18 protein-coding genes are annotated in these 19,695 nt (G+C 69.3%); 11 read left to right on the forward strand and 7 right to left on the reverse strand.

Annotation, left to right across the window (positions count from 1 at the left end):
* Nucleotides 1-159: 159 nt before the first annotated feature.
* The 5 genes from AB0B76_RS51530 (at nt 160) to AB0B76_RS51550 (ending at nt 6,163) form a co-directional block, all read left to right on the forward strand.
* Entirely contained in the window at nt 160-891 is a 732-nt protein-coding gene (locus AB0B76_RS51530) for a hypothetical protein (protein WP_360391355.1), read from the forward strand.
* A gap of 627 nt (nt 892-1,518) precedes the next feature.
* Nucleotides 1,519-3,753 (forward strand): FxSxx-COOH system tetratricopeptide repeat protein, encoded by a 2,235-nt coding sequence (gene fxsT / locus AB0B76_RS51535; protein ID WP_360391358.1) that lies wholly within the window; start codon nt 1,519-1,521, stop codon nt 3,751-3,753.
* A gap of 305 nt (nt 3,754-4,058) precedes the next feature.
* On the forward strand, nt 4,059-4,307 hold the full coding sequence (locus AB0B76_RS51540; protein WP_360391360.1) for a hypothetical protein: 249 nt from the start codon (nt 4,059-4,061) through the stop codon (nt 4,305-4,307).
* Nucleotides 4,304-5,017 carry a tyrosine-type recombinase/integrase gene (locus AB0B76_RS51545; RefSeq protein ID WP_360391363.1) on the forward strand — a complete coding sequence of 238 codons (714 nt, stop codon included), beginning with the start codon at nt 4,304-4,306 and terminating at the stop codon, nt 5,015-5,017. The genes AB0B76_RS51540 and AB0B76_RS51545 overlap by 4 nt, the downstream gene beginning before the upstream one ends.
* A gap of 90 nt (nt 5,018-5,107) precedes the next feature.
* Complete coding sequence (locus tag AB0B76_RS51550) at nt 5,108-6,163, forward strand: hypothetical protein (RefSeq protein WP_360391366.1); 1,056 nt, start codon at nt 5,108-5,110, stop codon at nt 6,161-6,163.
* A gap of 100 nt (nt 6,164-6,263) precedes the next feature.
* Here the strand turns inward: AB0B76_RS51550 and AB0B76_RS51555 are convergent, their stop codons facing one another.
* From AB0B76_RS51555 to AB0B76_RS51575, 5 genes are all read right to left on the reverse strand, one after another.
* Nucleotides 6,264-6,557: a hypothetical protein gene (locus tag AB0B76_RS51555; RefSeq protein WP_360391369.1), complete on the reverse strand. Its 294-nt coding sequence runs from the start codon at nt 6,555-6,557 to the stop codon at nt 6,264-6,266.
* Between the two features lie 113 nt (nt 6,558-6,670).
* Nucleotides 6,671-7,498 carry a tyrosine-type recombinase/integrase gene (locus AB0B76_RS51560; RefSeq protein WP_360391371.1) on the reverse strand — a complete coding sequence of 276 codons (828 nt, stop codon included), beginning with the start codon at nt 7,496-7,498 and terminating at the stop codon, nt 6,671-6,673.
* A 113-nt stretch (nt 7,499-7,611) separates the two neighbouring features.
* A complete protein-coding gene (locus tag AB0B76_RS51565; RefSeq protein ID WP_360391374.1) occupies nt 7,612-8,148 on the reverse strand; it encodes a hypothetical protein in 537 nt (178 codons plus the stop codon).
* Nucleotides 8,149-8,519: 371 nt separating this feature from the next.
* Nucleotides 8,520-9,695, reverse strand: a complete 1,176-nt coding sequence (locus AB0B76_RS51570) for a S53 family peptidase (RefSeq protein WP_360391376.1) — start codon at nt 9,693-9,695, stop codon at nt 8,520-8,522.
* Nucleotides 9,696-9,787: 92 nt separating this feature from the next.
* Entirely contained in the window at nt 9,788-9,955 is a 168-nt protein-coding gene (locus AB0B76_RS51575) for a hypothetical protein (protein WP_360391378.1), read from the reverse strand.
* Between the two features lie 582 nt (nt 9,956-10,537).
* Here AB0B76_RS51575 and AB0B76_RS51580 point away from each other — a divergent pair.
* The 3 genes from AB0B76_RS51580 to AB0B76_RS51590 all read left to right on the forward strand — a co-directional run bounded on the left by AB0B76_RS51580 (nt 10,538) and on the right by AB0B76_RS51590 (nt 12,278).
* A complete protein-coding gene (locus AB0B76_RS51580) occupies nt 10,538-10,714 on the forward strand; it encodes a hypothetical protein (protein ID WP_360391439.1) in 177 nt (58 codons plus the stop codon).
* Entirely contained in the window at nt 10,711-11,439 is a 729-nt protein-coding gene (locus AB0B76_RS51585) for a PT domain-containing protein (protein ID WP_360391380.1), read from the forward strand. Before AB0B76_RS51580 ends, AB0B76_RS51585 begins: the two co-directional genes overlap by 4 nt.
* Nucleotides 11,440-11,786: 347 nt before the next feature.
* Nucleotides 11,787-12,278: a hypothetical protein gene (locus AB0B76_RS51590; protein ID WP_360391383.1), complete on the forward strand. Its 492-nt coding sequence runs from the start codon at nt 11,787-11,789 to the stop codon at nt 12,276-12,278.
* Between the two features lie 309 nt (nt 12,279-12,587).
* Here AB0B76_RS51590 and AB0B76_RS51595 read toward each other — a convergent pair whose 3' ends face one another.
* Nucleotides 12,588-12,917, reverse strand: a complete 330-nt coding sequence (locus AB0B76_RS51595) for a hypothetical protein (protein WP_360391386.1) — start codon at nt 12,915-12,917, stop codon at nt 12,588-12,590.
* Between the two features lie 473 nt (nt 12,918-13,390).
* Here AB0B76_RS51595 and AB0B76_RS51600 point away from each other — a divergent pair, with 473 nt between their 5' ends.
* From AB0B76_RS51600 to AB0B76_RS51610, 3 genes are all read left to right on the forward strand, one after another.
* Nucleotides 13,391-15,283 (forward strand): glycoside hydrolase family 3 protein, encoded by a 1,893-nt coding sequence (locus AB0B76_RS51600; RefSeq protein ID WP_360391389.1) that lies wholly within the window; start codon nt 13,391-13,393, stop codon nt 15,281-15,283.
* A gap of 171 nt (nt 15,284-15,454) precedes the next feature.
* Nucleotides 15,455-16,840 (forward strand): ricin-type beta-trefoil lectin domain protein, encoded by a 1,386-nt coding sequence (locus tag AB0B76_RS51605; protein ID WP_360391392.1) that lies wholly within the window; start codon nt 15,455-15,457, stop codon nt 16,838-16,840.
* A gap of 513 nt (nt 16,841-17,353) precedes the next feature.
* Entirely contained in the window at nt 17,354-17,932 is a 579-nt protein-coding gene (locus AB0B76_RS51610; protein ID WP_360391395.1) for an RNA polymerase sigma factor, read from the forward strand.
* A gap of 135 nt (nt 17,933-18,067) precedes the next feature.
* Here the strand turns inward: AB0B76_RS51610 and AB0B76_RS51615 are convergent, their stop codons facing one another.
* Nucleotides 18,068-19,156 carry an integrase core domain-containing protein gene (locus tag AB0B76_RS51615; RefSeq protein WP_360391398.1) on the reverse strand — a complete coding sequence of 363 codons (1,089 nt, stop codon included), beginning with the start codon at nt 19,154-19,156 and terminating at the stop codon, nt 18,068-18,070.
* Between the last annotated feature and the right edge of the window lie 539 nt (nt 19,157-19,695).

Below are 19,695 nucleotides of genomic sequence, written 5' to 3' on the forward strand. Positions count from 1 at the left end.
CGCCCACGGCCGCACACGACGATGCCCAGCGTTCGGCGGCCGGCCGGACACTGGGCATCGCTCTTGCGAACTAGACACTCATGGATGCTCGGGATGAACCGAGCTACGTCGCCGTCGTGGCGATGAGACCGGCTTGCCACCATCGGCCATCATGAGCGGGTGGCCGACGACCTGATCACACACACCACGGAAATCGTGGCCAATACCGCTGGTGGAACGGTGGCCCCCGCGGTGACTGCTGCGCTTACCACTGCGGCCCTCGTAACCAAAAACCCTGAGTTGGCGATGCTTTCTGTCCCACTCGGTGCCGCAGGCGGTGCAGTCGTCGAACAAGGATTCAAAGCGGTTGCAGCGATCCTGCGCGATCGGACCCAACGCGTAGGGCTGCTCATCAGGACCGTCGAAGACGAGACTGGTGCACCGATCGACGACCTTCTCGACGGCGGTACAGGCCTCGGCGGCGAGCGGGAACTCTTCGGACACGTGGTGGACGCGGCCACTACGGCCAGAACGGCGTGGAAGATCAAGATGCTGGCGCGGGCGTTCGTTCAAGGCGCTCGTGATGGGGACCGCATCGACGAGACTCTCATGTTTATCAAGCTCGTACGCGACATGGAGGCCGGGCATGCACGCTACCTTGCGGCCCTCTGTCTGCACGCAAGCTCGGTAGCCCAGGCAGTACCCGGGGAGGAGCCAACGGTTGCAGTCGGCCCGGAGCAGCTGCGAGAACAAGACCCCGGCCTGGGTTTGGCCACGCCCATCCTTCGCGAAGAGTTGCAGGCGTGGAAGTTCATCAAGGCCGCCGACGGCAACAAAGAATTCGACCATCTCACAAGGCTCGGCCTGGCTTGCGCTCAGTGGCTGCGTGGCCTGAACGCCTCCGGCGGGTAGGGCCTCCGGCCCTACGACCCGGATCCGGCCTCCGGCGGCCAGGGCCTCCGGCACCTGGACCCGACGCTCTGGGAAGAGGTCGACCCGGCGTACGGCCGCCCTTCCCGTCACGCGCCGAAGGCAACCACACCGCGCCTGCCCGGTCACGGTCGTTCGTCCAGCGGGGCGCTCCACCGTGACCGGGCAGGCGCGGCACGGCAGGGCAAAGCCCGCGCGACGGGAAGAACGACCTTGCAGTAGCAGCTGTATATGAGGCCAGGGTTCCGCCTTCGGCGGCCAGGACCTCCGGCCCTGGACCCGGAGCTCGCGTGGGGGCAGGTCGGGGGCAAACGCTCGACCACCGACCGCCGTGCACCACTTCAGACCAACGGCAACCCCCGCTACGACCAGGGCGTATAGACGAGTCCGCAGGTCCGCGGCGACCTTGGACTTAATTCGGGACGAAGAGTCCGTCGATCCAGGTCTGACCGCTGTTGGATGTACTTCATCCGCCGCGCATCGGCGGACGGTGGCCGATTTAAGGATGGGCCATTCGCAGTTGTGTGTGATGGGGTTTTGACGGTCGGTAGCCGAGAGGATGGCGGGCAGCTGGTGAGTTTGGCGCAGCGGTGGACGTTCGGAGTGCTCGTGACCGTTCTCGGATCGGCCGCAACCTGGACGGCTGTAGCCGCGTGGCCTGGGCATCTCGATACCCAATCCGCAGCAAGTGTCGTCGGTGTGGTCGCCCCGGTGATTTTCGCGGTCATGGGTGTCTGGGCGCAACGCACGGGCGCTCGCGGTGGACCGACCGCTGCGATGAGTCTGGTTCCAGCGCAGCCGCTTGGTTGGGCCGACGGCGGGGAGCAGTTGGTTGTTGGTGATGTGCCAGGACAGGCTGTCGGCTGGCAGGATCGGGTTGATCTGCTGGACCGGTTGACGACAATGAGCGGGCCTGGGCAGACCACGGTGGTCTGTGCCTTGACCGGTCAACGCGGGATCGGTAAGACGCAGCTTGCGGCGGCGTACGCCCGGGCTTGCAAGGCGAGACTGTGGCCGGTGATCGTATGGGCGGTCGCCGAGACCGAAGCCGGAATTATCGCTGGGCTCGACGCTCTGGCCGGCGTGGCAGGGCTGCGGCAGGCCGATACGGATCCGGCTGACGCCGCGCGGGCAGCGCTGGGCTGGCTCCGAGCGCATCGCGGCCCGTGCCTGCTCGTGTACGACAACGCAGTCGACCCAGGACTGATCCGTCGGTACACCCCGAGCGTCGGCGCGGTGCACACGCTCGTAACGACCACACGGGGTGACTTCGACGCGCTTGGCGTGCAACTGATGGTGCGGCCGTTCACAGCAGACGAGGCGAGCACCTATCTGCAGACCCGCACCGGCCTGCGCGATCCGACCGGCGCAGCTCACGTGGCCGAGCAGTTGGGCCGGTTGCCGCTCGCGCTTGCCCAGGCAGGTGCAATCATCGGCCCGCACCGCCGCTACCCCACCCACCACGCATACCTCAACGCACTGGACCGGCTTACCCTCGATGACCTGCTGCCGCCGGCGTGCGGTGACCCGTACCCGCATGGCGCCGCTGAGGCCATCCTGCTCGCCGTGGAGGACCTGCGCGCCGTTGAGCACGCGCGGTCTGCCCGCCACCTGCTCGACCGCCTCGCCGTGCTGGCCCCGACAGGCGCCGATCAAACACTGCTGCGCCACCTCGCCGCTACCCATCACCGCCGTTGTTTCCTGCCCCGTTGGCGCCGTGGCGCAGCGCCGGACCTTAACGCACTCGTCGCCGTACTCGCGCAACGCTCCCTGATTCTGCCCGCGCTCGATGCCGACCGTGTCGTCGTGCACCGCCTCGTCCAGCGGGTAGTGCGGGAACGACTCCAACATCGTCAAACCCTCGACCGAACCATTACCGACGCAGCCGACGCGATCGGCGCCGCTGCAAACGAGCAAGGCGGCCGGTGGGATACCCGCGATCTGATCGCTGACTACACCGAACACGCCCGCGCGCTCGCCGCGCTCCCGGCCGGTACCGCCACCCAACGAACTCTGCTTACGCTGCACGGCGCCTTGCAGCATTGGCTGTCCGAAGTGCACAACTACAGCACCGCCATAGCCGTCGGTACCCAACTCGTCGCCGAGTCGGGACGGGTCCTCGGTCCCGACCACCCCCACACCCTCAACTGGCGCTACAACCTCGCCACCGTCTACCGGCGAGTGGGGCGGCCGGACGAGGCGATCGCCCTGCACGAACGGACCCTCGCCGACCGGGAGCGGGTCCTCGGCCCCGACCACCCCGACACCCTCGACTCCCGCAACAACCTCGCCGCCGCCTACCAGGAAGCGGGGCGGCTGAACGAGGCGATCGCCCTGTACGAACGGACCATCGCCGACCGGGAGCGGGTCCTCGGCCCCGACCACCCCGACACCCTCATCTGCCGCAGCAACCTCGCCATCGCCTACGAGAAAGCGGGGCGGCTGAACGAGGCGATCGCCCTGCACGAACGGACCCTCGCCGACCGGGAGCGGGTCCTCGGCCCCGACCACCCCCGCACCCTCGAATCCCGCAGCAACCTCGCCGTCGCCTACCAGGAAGCGGGGCGGCTGAACGAGGCGATCGCCCTGCACGAACGGACCATCGCCGACCGGGAGCGGGTCCTCGGCCCCGACCACCCCGACACCCTCCACTCCCGCAACAACCTCGCCATCGCCTACCAGGAAGCGGGGCGGCTGAACGAGGCGATCGCCCTGCACGAACGGACCCTCGCCGACCGGGAGCGGGTCCTCGGCCCCGACCACCCCCGCACCCTCGAATCCCGCAGCAACCTCGCCGACAGCTACCAGTCGAAGCGCAATGGCCGGTACCGGCCTTCGCGTTGACGAGCATCGCCCCACCTCGCTTTGCCGGGAGAATACTGGGAGACGATCTTGCTTGCGGAGCTGTTCTTCACTCTCGTAAACCAACAGAGACCAACGCCCTGAGCAGGAGTTAATTCTCCAAGCGCAGGCTTGGAAGCACCTCTGACCATGCTGGGGGTCAAGGGGTCGTGGGTTCGCATCCCGCTGTCCCGACCAGCTAGGGGTTTCCGCAGGTCAGCGACTTGCGGAAGCCCCTTATTCATTGCTCGGCATCACTGCCAGGTCTAGCACGCCGCTATTGGACCCCTTGACTAGGCAGGTTGCCGATGCCGCTCCTGAAGATCAACAAGATCACCGAAGGCCTCGCCCCGGACTGGTCCGGGTTCCTCCGCGACTGGGACCGCTCCCTCCGGGCGGGGAACTACCCGGAGACCACCCGGTACAACTACCTCCTCGCCGCGGCGCAGCTCGCCCGGTACCTCGCCGAGTACTCCCCGACCCGGACGCCGACGACGCCGCCGAAGACCCGACCGCCGTCACCAAGAAGCACATCGAGGCGTTCCAGGCCTGGATGATCGACACTCGGTCCGCGTCGACCGCGTTGAACAAGCACAAGGGGCTGCAGCAGTTCTTCCGGTGGCTGCTCGACGAGGACGAGATCACCCGCTCCCCCATGGACCGCATCCGCCAGCCCAAGACGCCGCAGAAGCTCATCCCGGTCATCCGCGACGACGACACCCGCCGCGTCCTGGACGCCTGCCGCGGCAAGGGCTTCGCCAGCCTCCGCAACGAGGCGATCGTCCGGCTGTACTGCAACACCGGCGCGCGGCTGTCCGAGATCGGCAACCTCCTCGTCGCCGACGTCGATCTCAACACCGAGTCGGTCCACATCCACGGCAAAGGCGCGAAGGACCGCCGCGTCCGGATCGGCCCGAAGACCTCCCGGGCCGTGTCCAAGTACCTCCGCGCCCGCGCCAAGCGGCAGGGCGCCGACGAGGTGCCCGAGCTGTGGCTCGCCGAGCGCGGCCTGAACCCGCTCCGCCCGAACGGCATCAAGATCCCGCTGAAGCGGCTCGGCACGGCGGCCGGGATCGACGGCCTGCACGCGCACCGGTGGCGGCACAACTACGCCCATGAGTGGAAACTCGCCGGCGGCGACACAGGCGACCTCATGCTGCTACTCGGCTGGGCGTCTGACGACATGCCCCGCCACTACGGTGCCAGCGCCGCCGCCGAACGCGCCCAGGAGGTCCAGGTCCGCCTGGGCATCGGCGAGCGGGTCTGAACGGTGGCTAACCCTGGCCAACTACACAGCACGGCGGGCGGCATGCGAACCTGCGGCCCGGTAGCGTCGCATCCGAAGGAGTCGATGACAGTGACCCGCTACGCCATCCACGACGACCGCAACGAACTCATCGCCTGCTGGTCGGCCGGCTACGGCGAGAAAGCCGTAACGGTCACGGCACTGCCGACGACCATGAGCCCATTCGACCGCCTCGTGTTGGCCGAAAGCATGACCCGGCTGTCGTCGGCCCTCTGGCGCTGCTACACGCACCCGGCATCCGCGATGGCCGACACCTCCCCGAACAGTGAGGGCTGGCAGCGCGAACAGACCCGAGCATCGTTTGGCCTCGTCCTCGACGCGATCCGCAAGCCGAACCTGCCGTACGAGAACGGCACGCTCATCGTCTCCTACGATTCGGTCGAGGAGGCCGCGCATCGCATCGGTCGCTCACTCCACACACTGGCTGCGCCCGACGTCACCGCGTCGGTCCTCGCCGATGTCGAGGCTGAACTCGCTGCAGTCGAACAGGCCGAACTTGGCGACCTCACCGGCCGTGCCCAGCAGGCTGTCACGCTGACCCGCGAGGACGTCTCGCCGGTCCAGGTCGCCGCCGCCGATCAACTGTTCGCCAACCACACCCTTGGCACCGACGACCTCTTCCTGCACTACGACCCGACCGCGGCCGCCGTCGCCGCTGCACACTGGCTCACCGCCGCAGCCCAGGTCGTCGAAGACCTCAGCGGCATCCCGGCCGCCAAGGTGGTCGAACGGGCCGACGACATCGAGGCGCTCCCCCACACCACGCCCACTCTCGTCCTCGAGATGACCACCGACGGTCGCACGCCAGCCGACGCTGTCATGACCCTCATCCAAGAGGCCATGCTCGTCGCAGACGGCGAACTCTCCCCGCAAAGCGCCGCTGTCGACGACATCATCGACGCCACCGGCGAACCATTCGCGCCGATCCGGCTCACCACCATCGACCCGAAACGACCGGCTCGCGACCTCCTCGAAGATCTCCTCGCCGGCATTCGCGGCTGCTGGCTGCTCTACGAAGCAGAAGCCACGGAGGATGACGACGCCGATACGTCCTTCGACCTGGCAGTGCGGGACCAGGCCGCTGCGGATCATGATCGCCTGCTTTGAGGCCAGTCGCTCGGAACCCCAAATCTTCTGATCCGTAGACAGAAGTTCAGGGGATCCGAACCGCAACCTTCCGATTACAAGTTGGATGATCAACCGTTCCTCATCCGGAACGCCGCTCCCCTCCCCCGCCTTTGCTCTTCCGGCGGCGAGCAGCTGCGGACCGCTCAGCAAGCTGCAGCATGTAGGCCTTCCTGGCATGGACCGCCATGACGAGACGCACGTCGTCGGACAGTACGCCGTACGGATCGACCTGGCATTCGAAGCGGGCCAGAAATGCGGAGGTCGCCGGGGCCGTACGCGCCGCAGGGTCGGTCGTGTTGGCCCATGACGCGTGCGCGGCGATGCGAGCGCGGCGCGTTCGCTGCTCGGCGGTCAATCGTTCAGACACGCTCACCGATCCTCATTCGCGCTTGGACAACCTGAGCACGCTCAGCGGCGGCGCTGGCGCCGTAGTGGCGCGGCATGTCATCCGACGCCCAGCCGAGCAGCAGCATCAGGTCGCCGGTGTCACCGCCGGCGAGCTTCCACTCGTGGGCGTACGTATGCCGCCACCGGTGCGCGTGCACGTTCGCCACGCCGGCCCTGTGACCGCGACGGCGCCAGCATGATCTTCACACCGTTCGCGGCGAGCGGGACGCCGCCGCGTTCGGCCAGCCACAGCTCCGGCAGGTCCGCGCCTTTGCGACGAGACCGAGCGCGCACGTACCGACTCACCGCCCGGGCCGTCTTCGGGCCGAGTCGCACCCGCCGATCCTTGGCGCCCTTTCCGTGGATGTGCACAACATCGGTGTCGAGATCAACGTCGTCGACCCCGAGGTCCGCGATCTCCGACAGCCGCGCACCGGTGTTGGACAGCATCCGGATGATCGCCTCGTCGCGCAGGTCGATGAAGTGCTTGCCCTCGCACGTCTGCAGGACCAGCTTCGTCTCCCCATCGCCGATAACGGGGACAAGCTTCTTGGCCGTCTTGGGCTGGCGCACGCGAGCCATCGGGTCCTGGGCGATTTCCTCCTCGTCGAGCAACCACCGGAAGAACTGCTGCAGGGCTTTGTGCTTGTTCAGCGCCGTTGACGCCGACCGGGTCACAATCATCCAGGCCTGGAAGTCCTCGACCTGCAGCTTCGTTACCGCCGACACGTCGGCGCAGCTGCCGTCGTTGGTCGCGCTCTGCGGATCGTTCAGATACCGGCCCAGCTGTGCCGCCGCCAGCAGGTAGTTGTACCTCGTCGTCGCCGGGTAGTTGCCCGCACGCAGCGAGCGATCCCAGTCCCGAAGCAGCCCCGCCCAAGCGTCGGGTAACCCGGCCGCCAGTTGGCGGATGTCGGCGACCGTCATCGTGCGCCGGTCCGGGCGTTTCGACCGACCACCAACCACTGCGCAATCACCGACTCAGCTTCGCGCGCGGAAAGGTTTGACGATAGTTGGCCAGGGTTAGCCACGAAGCCCAGTCAGGTGGTGGCCAAGCCGGCCAATGCCTGCGGCGGATCTCGGCCTGGCGAAACAACGCGTGACCGTTCTCGCCGGTATTGGGCAGCAACGGCGGCACGGGGCGTGGTCATGACGGTCGCCGGCACGGCCCGGTCCCACCGGCCGGCGGTGACCTTGACCGCAACCTCCATCGATGCCAGGCCGATGACGCCGAGCGGGACGGCGACGCCGAGCAGAATCAACAGGACCGGGCCGAGGTGCCCGGCGGAGACCGCGTCGCTGCGGCTGACCGACGCGGCGGTCGCGACACTCACGCCGGCGCCATCCAGCGCCTGGGTGCACCGCGTCACGACGCGGGTACGGGTCTGCTCGTCGTGCCGGTCGGTGGCGATGCGCAGCTGCCGTACCTGGATCGGCCGGCCGAGGACGGCGGCGAGCCCCTCCGCCGTGACGTAGGCGCCGCCGCTGCCGACCCCGCGTTCCTCGGCGAGGCCGACAACCTTCCACGACGTCGGCCGGCCGTCAATGAACCACTGGACAACGTCGCCGACGTGCACGCCCGGCACGGTGTTCTCCCCGGGTGACCTGGTCGAGTACCACGCTGCCGGTCTCGCCCGGGATCAGCCAGCCTCCCTCGAGGAGCCGCGGCGTGGGCAGCATCGTGGAGCGAGCCGGCACCGCGTTCACGGACACGCTGCTGCGGCGACGGCGCCAGGCTGGCGGGCCCGCGCTGCCCGCACGACTGTGCGCCATCGACGACATCGAGGTTTGCGGTGGTACTGCAGGACCTCGGACGACTGCGGTCGGGCCTCGCCGATGTTCGCGGCGCATGAGACTGGATCGGAAGTTGACGCATCCGTTCCGCACCCGGCAGGCGCTGGGTGAGCGCCTGCCGGGTGCCGGCTGCTGATGTCCGTTACAGAGGAGGTCAGAAGCCGCTCGTGCCGTTCGGGGTGCCCAGGCCGGTCGGTCCGTCCCACCCGGCGTGGGCGGTGCACCACTGGCTGGTGGGGCAGCTGCCGTTGCTGCCGGACGTCACGTCGTAGAACGAGCCGGCGTGGGCGTACGGGTAGTTGTTGTCGACCGAGGCGGCGTTGCCCGCCAGCGCGTACACACCGGCGATGATCGGCGCGGAGACGCTGGTGCCGCCGAACACCAGCCAGCCGGAACGGCCCTGGTACGCGGTGCTGTCGTAGACCGCGACGCCGGTGTTTGGGTCGGCCACCGCGGACACGTCGGCGACCGCGCGCCGGCTGCAGCCCGTGCCCACGCTGGCCTGGCCGCTGAGCGCGGTGTTGTAGGCGCTGCAGCCGCTGCCGGCGCCGCTCCACACCGTCTCGGTCCAGCCGCGGCTGCCGCCGCCGGACCTGAGGGTGGTGCCGCCGACCGCGGTGACGTAGTGCGACGACGCGGGGTACTCCGCACCGTAGCCGTTGTCGCCGGAGCTGACGGTGATGGCGATGTTTGGGTGGTTGAAGTAGGAGCCGTAGGTGGCGTCGGAGACGTCCGAGCCGCCCCAGCTGTTGCTGATGACGGTCGCGCCCATCGCCGCGGCGCGGTTCTCCGCCGCGCCGAGGTTGGCGAACGAATTGCTGTCCGCCTCGACCAGCAGGATGTGGCAGGCGGGGCAGATGGCCGAGGCCATGTCGAGGTCCAGGGAGATCTCCTGGGCCCAGCCGCCGTTCTTGCGCGGGTACGCTGTGCCGCCGTTCTGGTCGACCTTGCGGAAGCAGCCGTTGGCCGTTGTGCACGCTGGCAGTCCGAACTGCGAGCGGTACACGCCGAGGTCGGCCTCGGCGGTCGGGTCGTCGTAGGCGTCGACGATGGCGATGGTCTGGGTGGCCGAGCCGGTGGACGTCAGGTTGTACGCCGAGCGCAGGTCTGCCGGGCCGTAGCCGGCCGGTGCGGCCAGGGCCGTGACGTCGGTGCGCAGCAGCGCGTGACACGCGGCGGTGCCGGGGACGGGCAGGGCGCACACGCGGACCGCGTGATTGGCGGTGCCGGTGGGCGCGGGGGCCGCCGCGGCGGCCATGCTGACCGGGGCGGCGAGCGTTGCGGTCAGCAACGCCGCCGCGAGGACGGTCAGACGGGAGGTGGTGCGCATGAAACCTCCAAGAGGGTACGGATGCCTGAATAGGCGCCGCCCTCCCCAGAGGCGTTACACGTTCGTCGATGTCTGGCACGAAATGACACGTGTCACTGTCGGGTCTCGCAGTGCCGCGTGGCCGCGACCGGTTCGCGAGGCACGCGCGTCGACCCGGTGGTGCGTGCCGCCAGCGCGGCAAGCACCAGACCGATATCGAACATCTCGCGGTACCGGGCCGTCGGCCGACCACCACCCGGCGCCAGGTCGGCGACATCCACAGCGGCCCCGCACCGAGGTCCACGGCGCACCATGCGTCAGTGTCCGCCGCACAGTGCTTCTCGACCGGACGCACCGGTACGGCTGGTGGCTCGGCGGCGGCCGGCGCAAGCCCCACCAACCAGCGGGCCTGATCGACCCGAGGTGGTGCCGCGGAAAGGGGTGGGCGGCGGGTTCGACCTACTGACGTCGAATTGTCCGAGCGTCGGACGCCTTCGCGTACAGGTCGGTGGTCGATCCTGGGGCCGCGCTGCGACAGCGCGTCACCAGCGGCGGCGGCGATGGTTGGTCAGCTGGAACGCCTTGCCGCCGGGGATGTGTAACGCGTGCGGCGGCCGCGGCGCCCCATTGCCGGGTTTCGCGGGTGGGCGGCGGCGATCGCGCGGCATCGTGCCCTTGACCATCTGCGCCATCACCGCCGCCGGCCGGCCGTGGCCACCCCGATCGAGGAACTGGCGGAGCTGCCCGCCGGCCAGCCCGACGCCGGCGAGCAGGCCGTCGAGGCGATCTCCACCGATCGGGCGGTGGCGTTGATCGCCACGTTGCCCCGTGAGCAGGCCGAGGCGGTCCTGCTCCGGGTCGTCGTGGGCCTCGACGCCGAGGGCGCGGGCCGGGTGTTGGGCAAACGCGCCGGCGCGGTCCGGGTCGCGGCCCACCGGGGCCTGCGCCGGCTCGCCGCGCTGCTCGACCAACATGCCGATCACGCTCGCCGGCCGGGTGTAACACCCGGACTGGCCCCGGCGCCGAAGCAGGTGACATGAGCATCCGCCGAACCCGCCGCATCACCGCCGCCACCGCCGAGCGCCTTCTCGCCGATGCCGGTAGCGACCGCATCGACGACCAGCACCACCTACTGGCCGCCGTACTCGCCGCCTCGGCCGGCCCAGCCCAGCCGGCCGAGCTCATCGGTCGCCGACAGGCCGTGGCCGGGTTCCGGACGGCTCAGCTACATCCCGCCCCACCTCAACGGAGACAATCAGTGATCAAGACTGCACTCGTCAAGCTCCTCACCGTCAAGGCCGCCACCGTCGCCGTGCTCGCGGTCGGCGCCGGCGGGGTGGCCCTGGCCGCCACCACCGGCGCCCTGCCCAACCCGCTGAACAGCCACGCCAACCCCGCCGCATCGGCCGGTGACTCCCACCTGTCGGCCCGCCCATCGGCGTCGGAGCACGGCCCCGGCAACGCCAACCCGTCACCCTCGCTGGTCGGGCTCTGCCACGCCTACACGGCCGGTGCCGGCGCCGAGCACGGCAAGGCCCTCGAGAACCCGGCCTTCGGCGCCCTGATCACCGCCGCCGGCGGCAAGGACAAGGTCGACGCGTACTGCGCCAAGCTCCTCGCCACCTCCGCGAGCGAATCCGCCCGTCCCGGCGGCCAGCCCAGTGAGCACCCGACCGGTGCCCCCACGAACCACCCGACCGGCGCTCCCACCAGCGCGCCGACCAACCACTCCACCGGCCGACCCAGCCCGCAGCCGAGCCACTGACGCACACTCCGCCCGGGGCGGGCCGGCCCAGGCCCGCCCCCACTCGCACAGGCGCACGACACCCCCGCTGACCTGCTGCGGCGCGATCGCTGACTGCCGGCCAGAAGGTCGCGGTTCGATCCCTTCGAGCGCGCAGCACGATCAAGCCCTTGACCAGTGGAAGTCCCGGCCACGGCGCAGGTATCGGCGGCGGCGGGCGGAGTTTGCATAGTGCGCCGCCAGCGGCGATGTTGCGCGTGCCCGATGTTGTCACCGTCCGAGCGGCGATTGGTCGCTCCTTCCCGATGCGAGGCGCGCGTCGCCCCGCGATGGGTCAGGCAACACATAAGGCAGGTGAATCGCTCACCATGGACCCACTCGCGACCATCGCCCGGCACCGGCGGGTCATCGTGACCGTCGCCGACATGACCGTGACAGCCGCTGCGGGCGGCAGTCTCCGGGTCGTGGTCGACGGCGGGCACCCCGATGACGCCACCTTCGCCGACCAGCTGACCCAGGCACTGCACGCTCGCGGGCGCTGCCGCCGCTGCCTGCTGCCCCGTCCGGACACGAACCCGACCGGTGACCCCACGGCCCGCCCGCGCGGCGCCGGCTCAGCACCGGCGGTGATCATCGAGGGACGATCGGGCCTGGACGACAGCGACCCGTTGCGTATCCACATCCGGGTGCTCGGCCCCGCCGAGCAATCCGGCTCTCAGCTCACCACCGGCATGACCGGCCCGGGCCGCCGCGACGGCGGCCAGCTAGACGAACGCCGGCCGGACCTCGTCGTGGACTACCTCGACCCGGCCGGCCCCACCATCCGCATCGTTCCACCGCAGGCCGCCGCCACACGCTAGCCAGGCAGGCCCACCGCTGCGGTGCCCGCCCGCCGGTGGCGGGTAGGTCCAGTGTCTGGCGACCAGTTGACGATGTCACGCCAGGACGGTGGTCGGTGCGACCAGGCGGTGCGACCGCAATGCCCGCGGCAGGCGTCGGATGAACGCGGCAAGCACCGCACGATCGGCCCACTGCAGATGTGGCCGCGGGTTACCCCGACGCAGGACCTGGTTCTCGTGCCGGAGGATGAGATCTCCACCTCAAGGCGTCCCGGCTACGAGTCAGGAGTACCAGCCAACCGATGATCTGGCAAACGCGAGGGTGGCTATTCAGGTAGGGGCGCGGATGCGGTCTTCCTTGCGGTGGTAGACCGGGCGCATGTCGATGACCTGGTTCATGGTCCGCCAGCCGCGTACGACCTCCAGCAACTGCTTGTAGCCCAGCGCGATGTCCTCAGTGGACAGTGTGAGGTCGGACGTGCGCAGCAGGTACTTGCCGTCGAGATTGGTCTCGCGGGCGATCGCGGCCTGATCGACGCGCAGCAGGCCGCCGGGGGTGCGACCGCCACGCAGCTCGCCGAAAGAAGCCGGCAGGACCGGGCGGCGTCGGCCATCAGCGGCGTGAACCGCTGGACCCACCGCAACGGCCCAGAGTGCCATGCCGGACGAACGCGGGGATGTCCTGGGCGTCATCGGCGGCCAGCAGAGCGCCGGCAGCGCCGGGTGGCGGCCGCCCGGCGAGACTCTGGCAGGCCGGTCGCGCCTCGCGCCACGCCGGTCGACCGGGGCGGCGTGCACCATAACCACACCGCCGGGTGGCTTGTGGTGTAGGAGAATGCCGTTTGATCTGGGCGCCGGACTCGCCGAAGCGCTGACGGCTGGAAGGTGCGGCGCTCCAGTGCCAGCGACAGGGGCACCTTCCACTCACACGCGCGCAGGGGTACGCGACGGTGCCCAAGAGCGGACCAAGGACGTGCACGCACTGTTGCGGTTTCGGGCCGACCACGCGCCACGCCGCGGCACCCCTCGCCCAAGCGCTTGACCGGGCATCAAAGGCGGTCGAATAATCGATCTGGGCTCGCCGCCGTGACGCCGCCACCAGCACGGCAGGTTCGATGGCCCGGGAGGCAGCCATGCGCCACGTCCCCTTCACCCCCGTCGATCTCCCAACTTCCGCCGCGTCGCCCGCCTTGGGCCGGGTGCGCCGCAGCCTGCTCACCCTCGCCGTGACCGCGGCGAGCGTGCTCACCGCGTCGCTGCTGCCGCCGACACCGCAGGCGGCGGCCGCGGCCGGGTGCATCTCCACCGCCGACTGCCTGGCGAGGATGACGCTCGCCGAGAAGGCCGGCCAGATGACCCAGGTCGCCAACTCCAATGTCAGCAACAAGAATGACATCGCCACCTATGGCCTGGGCTCGGTGCTCAGCGGTGGTGGCGGCGGTCCCAACGGCGCGGGCGGGACCGCGGCGCAGTGGGCCGACATGGTCGACGACTACCAGAGCTACGCGCTCAAGAGTCGGCTCGGCATCCCACTGATCTACGGCGTCGACGCCGTGCACGGGCACAACAACGTGCAGGGTGCGGTGCTGTTGCCGCATCATATCGGCATGGGCGCCACGCGTGACGCCGCGCTGGTGCAGCAGGTCGAGGACGTCACCCGCCAGGAGGTTCTCGGCACGGGGATCCACTGGACGTTCGCGCCGTGCGTCTGCGTGGCGCGCGACGACCGTTGGGGCCGCACCTACGAGGGGTACGGCGAGGATCCGTCGGTCGTCGGCCCACTGGCACAGGCCGCGGTGGCCGGCTTCCAGGGCCCGGTGCTCGGTACGAACTCGGTGCTGGCTACCGCCAAGCACTTCATCGCCGACGGCGGCACAACGTACGGCACCGGCGACAGCGGCTACCTCATCGACCAGGGCGACGCTCGCATCAGCGAGAGCGAACTGCGCACGGTGCACCTGCCGCCGTACACCACCGCGGTCAACGGCGGCGTCGGCTCCGTGATGATCTCGTACAGCAGCTGGAACGGCGTGAAGGACCACGGCAACGCCCACCTCATCACCGACATCCTCAAGGGCGAGCTGGGCTTCAAGGGCTTCGTGGTCAGCGACTGGGCCGGCGTCAAGCAGTTGCCGGACGCCACGTACGCCGACCAGGTCGCTCACGCGGTCAACGCCGGCATCGACATGATCATGGTGCCGGACGACTACGTCGGCACGATCAACGCGATTGTCAACGGCGTGAACAGCGGCAAGATCCCGCTGGCTCGGGTCGACGACGCCGTCACCCGGATCCTCAACGCCAAGTTCGCGCTCGACCTGTTCAACCACCCGTACACCGACCGCACGTACACGGCGCAGGTCGGGTCGGCCGCGCACCGGACGGTGGCCCGCCAGGCCGTGCGCGAGTCATTGGTGCTGCTCAAGAACAACGGCGTGCTGCCGCTGTCGAAGACCGGCGCGTACAAGATCGTGGTGGGCGGCAAGTCGGTCGACAACCTGGGCTACCAGCTCGGCGGGTGGTCGATCAGCTGGCAGGGCGGCAGCGGTGCCACGACGACCGGGACCACGTTCTGGCAGGCACTGCAGCAGGCGACCGCGGGCACCGGTATCACGGTGCAGAACGTCGGTACGCGCACCAAGGGTCGCTACACCGCGGACGTCGGCATCTGGGTCGGCGGTGAGACGCCGTACGCGGAGGGCCAGGGCGACTCGTCGACGCTCGCGTTCGGCAACGACAACAGCAGCCAGTTGAGCGATATCTGCTCTCGGGTCACGGTCTGCATCGCGATCCTGTACTCGGGCCGACCGCTGGTCATCAAGGACCAACTGCCGAAGGTCGGCGCGTTCGTGGCCGGCTGGCTGCCCGGTACCGAGGCACAGGGCATCACCGACGTGCTCTTCGGCGCCGGGTTCACCGGCAAGCTGCCGGTCAGCTGGCCCAACGCCGTCACCGACGAGCCGATCAACAGCGGTGACGGCAAGACGCCGCTGTTCCCCCTCGGGTACGGGCTGACGCCGTACTGATCGGGCCGCACCGAAACCGGCCGGCGGCGCTTGGCGCCGCCGGCCGGACGGGTTGCACGCACCTTAATGGTAGGAGTCTTTACAGTTTCGAAAATTCGCGATATCAAATAAGTCGCAGTTCGTCTATATCCATGTTTGCCCTCTGCTCGTTCACCCCTCAGGAGCACGATCATGGACAGTCGACCATCGGCGTATCTGCGCCGGATGCTGGCCGCGGCCGCCACCGCGGTGCTCGGCATCGTCCTCCTCGTCCCGGGTACCGCGGCCGCCGCGGGCACGGGCGCGATCACCGGCTACGGCGGCAAGTGCGTCGACGTGTCCGGCGCCAACACCGCCAACGGCACCAAGGTCCAGTTGTGGACCTGCAACGGCACCAACGCCCAGAACTGGACCGTGGGCACCGACGGCACCATCCGCGCCCTCGGCAAGTGTCTCGACGTCTCCGGCGGCTCGACGTCCGACGGCGCCAAGGTGCAGATCTGGGACTGCAACGGCACCGGCGCCCAGCAGTGGGTCGCCACCGCGGCCCACGACATCGTCAACCCGCAGGCCAACAAATGCCTCGACGCTACCGGCGTGAGCTCTGCCGACGGCACGCCGCTGCAGATCTGGACCTGCAGCGGCGGCGCCAACCAGAAGTGGAACGTCCCCGGCGGCACCAGCGGCGGTGGCGGTTCGGGCGTGATGGCCGCGCCGTACTACTACACCGGCTGGGGCAACCCGCCCAGCATCGGCACGGTGATGAGCGCGACCGGAATCAAGCAGGTCACGATGGCGTTCATGCTCTCCGGCGGTGGCTGCGTGCCGATGTGGGACGGCTCCCGTCCGCTGACCGGCGGCGCGGACCAGGCCACCATCAACACGGTGCGGTCCAACGGTGGTGACGTCGAGATCTCCTTCGGCGGGTACAGCGGCAACAAGCTCGGCCCGAACTGCTCGTCGGCGAGCGCGCTGGCCGGCGCCTACCAGCAGGTGATCAACGCGTACGGGCTGAAGTACATCGACATCGACGTGGAGAACACCGACGAGTTCGAGAATGCGACCGTGCAGGACCGGATCCTCGGCGCGCTGAAGATCGTCAAGCAGAACAACCCCGGCATCAAGACGATCCTCACGTTCGGCACATCCACGACCGGCCCGACCTACTGGGGCACCCGGCTCATCAACCAGGCCGCCGCGCTCGGCGCGAACGTCGACGTCTTCACCATCATGCCGTTCGACTTCGGCGGCGGTGCCGACATGTACGGCAACACCGTCAACGCCGCCAACGGCCTGAAGAACCAGCTGAAGACGGCGTTCGGCTGGAGCGACGCCCAGGCGTACGCCCACGTCGGCATCTCCGGCATGAACGGCTACTCCGACCAGTCCGAAGTCACCACCACGGCGATCTGGACCAGCATCCGCAACTGGGCGAACACGAACCACATCGCCCGGCTCGCGTTCTGGTCGATCAACCGCGACCGCGGGTGCGCCGGCGGCGGCGTGCAAGAGTCCTGCTCCGGCATCTCCCAGTCCGACTGGGCCTTCACCCAGATCACGGCCGGCTTCACCGGCTGACCCCCATCACGGGCGGCAACGCATCGTGATTTCAATTTCGACTTGAGCGAACGACCAACGTGCCGCTCCTGCCCGGGGACCGTAGCTGCGACTCGACGGTGCCCGGCAGGAGCGGCACCATTGCACCCTGGCGCTTGGCTTGCGGCCGTTCGGCCCTGTCGGCGTGCCGGCACCGGCGCCGCCTTCGCCAGGTGCCGCCTGCCTACTCACCGCTCACTCTCCGAATAGATCGTGACAGCGATCTGCCATCCTCCATCGGTCGCCACCACCTGGGCCGCCTTGCCGGCAGGGACGTGTAACGCGCGCAGCGGCGGCGACGCCGTAACCACCGGAGCCTGGAACCGTTTGCGTGCGGATGGGGTGGATGTGTCATTGCTGTCATCTGGGGTATCCGTCCGGGCGCATGCGCGCGCTGACACCGCAGGCGGATCCGGCTCCGAGGCCCGGGCGTCGGGAGCGCCGGTGACACGACCGCGACCGCCATCGGGCGCACCGGACGAGCTGGCCGCATCGGTGATCGCGGCGCAGCATGGCGACGACGCGGCGTTTGCGACGCTGTACGTGGCGGTACAGCCAGGTCTGTTGCGCTATCTGCGGGCGTTGGTCGGTGACGATGCCGAAGACGTCGCCTCGGAGGCGTGGCTGCACATCGCCCGCGACCTGCCCGGCCTGCGCGACGCCGCCGGGTTTCGCGGCTGGGCGGCGGCGATCGCCCGGCATCGTGCCCTTGACCATCTGCGCCATCACCGCCGCCGACCGGCCGTGGCCACCCCGATCGAGGAGCTGGCCGAGCTGCCCGGCGGCCAGCCCGACCCCGCCGACCAGGCCGTCGAGGCCATCTCCACCGACCAGGCGGTGGCGTTGATCGCCAGTCTGCCCCGCGACCAGGCCGAGGCGGTCCTGCTTCGGGCCGTGGTGGGCCTCGACGTCGAAAGCGCGGCCCGGGTGTTGGGCAAACGCGCCGGCGCGGTCCGGGTTGCGGCCCACCGGGGCCTGCGCCGCCTCGCCGCACTCCTCGACCAACGTCCCGATCACTCTGGCCGGCGGGGTGTAACACCCGGCCCGGCCCCGGCGCCGGAACAGATGACATGAGCAACCGCCGAACCCGCCGCATCACCGCCGAGCGCCTTCTCGCCGGTGCCGGTGGCGACCGCGTCGACGACCAGTACCAGATGCTGGCCGCCGTACTAGCCGCCTCGGCCGGCCCTGTGGGAGTCCGAAACACCGCTAAGGTCGCTGAGCTGCGGCTTTATGCGGCGCGCTCATACTCGCTGAGCAGGCCTCCGAGAATCGGCCGACGGGTGATCCGCTCCTGGTTGAGATCGACGGCAGGACGTTGGTGCGGGGCGGGGCCAGTTCGAGGGAACGATGCGGTCGCCAGCCGTTGTAGTGGCGGGCGTACACGTCCAGCACGTGGCGAAGGTGGCGTTCGCCGGCGATGAGCATCCGGTCGGTGAGTTCGGACCTGGCGGTGAGCACGAACCGCTCCGCGTAGGCGTTCGCCCGGGGACTGCGCGGCGGGATCTTCGCGACCATGATCCCGGCGTCGGCGAGCACGGCGTCGAACGTGTCGGTGAACTGTCCGGCCCGATCGCGGATGAGCACCTTGAACTGATCGGCGCGCTCGCCGAGGTCCATGAGCAGGTTGCGGATCTGCTGCGTGGTCCACGGTCCGTCGGGGTTGGTGGTGACGCCGAGGATGTGTACGGTGCGGGTGGCGACCTCCATGACGAAGAACACGTAGTAGCGTCGCAGTGTGACTGCGGCGTCGACGTGGAAGAAGTCGCAGGCCAGCAGGGTCGACGCCTGGGTGTGCAGGAATCGCCGCCAGGTGGTGTGGTCGCGTCGGGTCGGCGCTGGCGGGATCCCCGCGCGTCGGAGGACCCGGCGGATCGTCGAGACGCCGACCCGGTGCCCGAGTTGCAGCAGCTCGCCGCGGATGCGCACGCAGCCCCAGCCGGGGTTGTCCCGGGCCATCCGTTCGATCAACCTCACGACGTCAGGGTCGATCGGCGGACGGCCGGGCCGGTTCGGGTAGGTCCAGTGTTTGGCGAGTAGGCGGCGGTGCCAGGCCAGCACGGTCGCCGGGGTGACCAGCCGGTGTCGGCGCAGCAGGGCGGGAAGCCGGCGGATCATGCCGGCGAGCAGGAACCGATCGGTCCAGTCCAGCCTCGGTTTCGGGTTAGCCCGGCGTAGCACCTGGTTCTCGTGGCGCAGTACGAGCAGTTCCGCGTGCAGGCTCGCGCGGCTGCGAGCGAGGAGGGCCAGGCAGGCCACGATCCGGCAGAACACAAGGTATGCCAGCCGCGCCGACACCGTCGATCACGCTCCAGGAGGGCAGTGAAGGTCACCGTTTCTCCCTGCTTAACGACCGTGCTGGAATTATGGCTCCCCACACGCTGACGGCTGGAACCTGCAGGGCGATACGGCCTTGAAAGGCTTAGTTGGCCACGGATGCCGCAGTTAGTTGGCCAAACTGGCCGGTTCGGCGGCGTTTCTGACCGGCCTGCCATCGCCACCCGTGACCGAACGTAGTCTCCGCGTCGCCAGAAGCGTCGCAGTTGGTGCTGGCCGCGCGTTGTCGGCGGCAAATCCGTAAACGTGATCATGGTGGCGTGGACCCGATGACGCCGTCAATCGGCGACCGCAATCCAACTCCGCGACGTCGTCGGTCGGGCGCGCCGAGACAGCAGCGAACCGGCGCCAGATTCGCCCAGGCGGGACGTCCGACGGGCGGGGTTCGGTGCGCCTGCCAGCGAACTACGCCGACAGGCTGCGCTACGACAGGGGTCATCACCATGCTGTCGGCGCTGAACCCGACCCAGACCGTGTCGTGCAGTGACGGCAGGAGGTCG

The organism is Dactylosporangium sp. NPDC049140 (assembly GCF_040648435.1).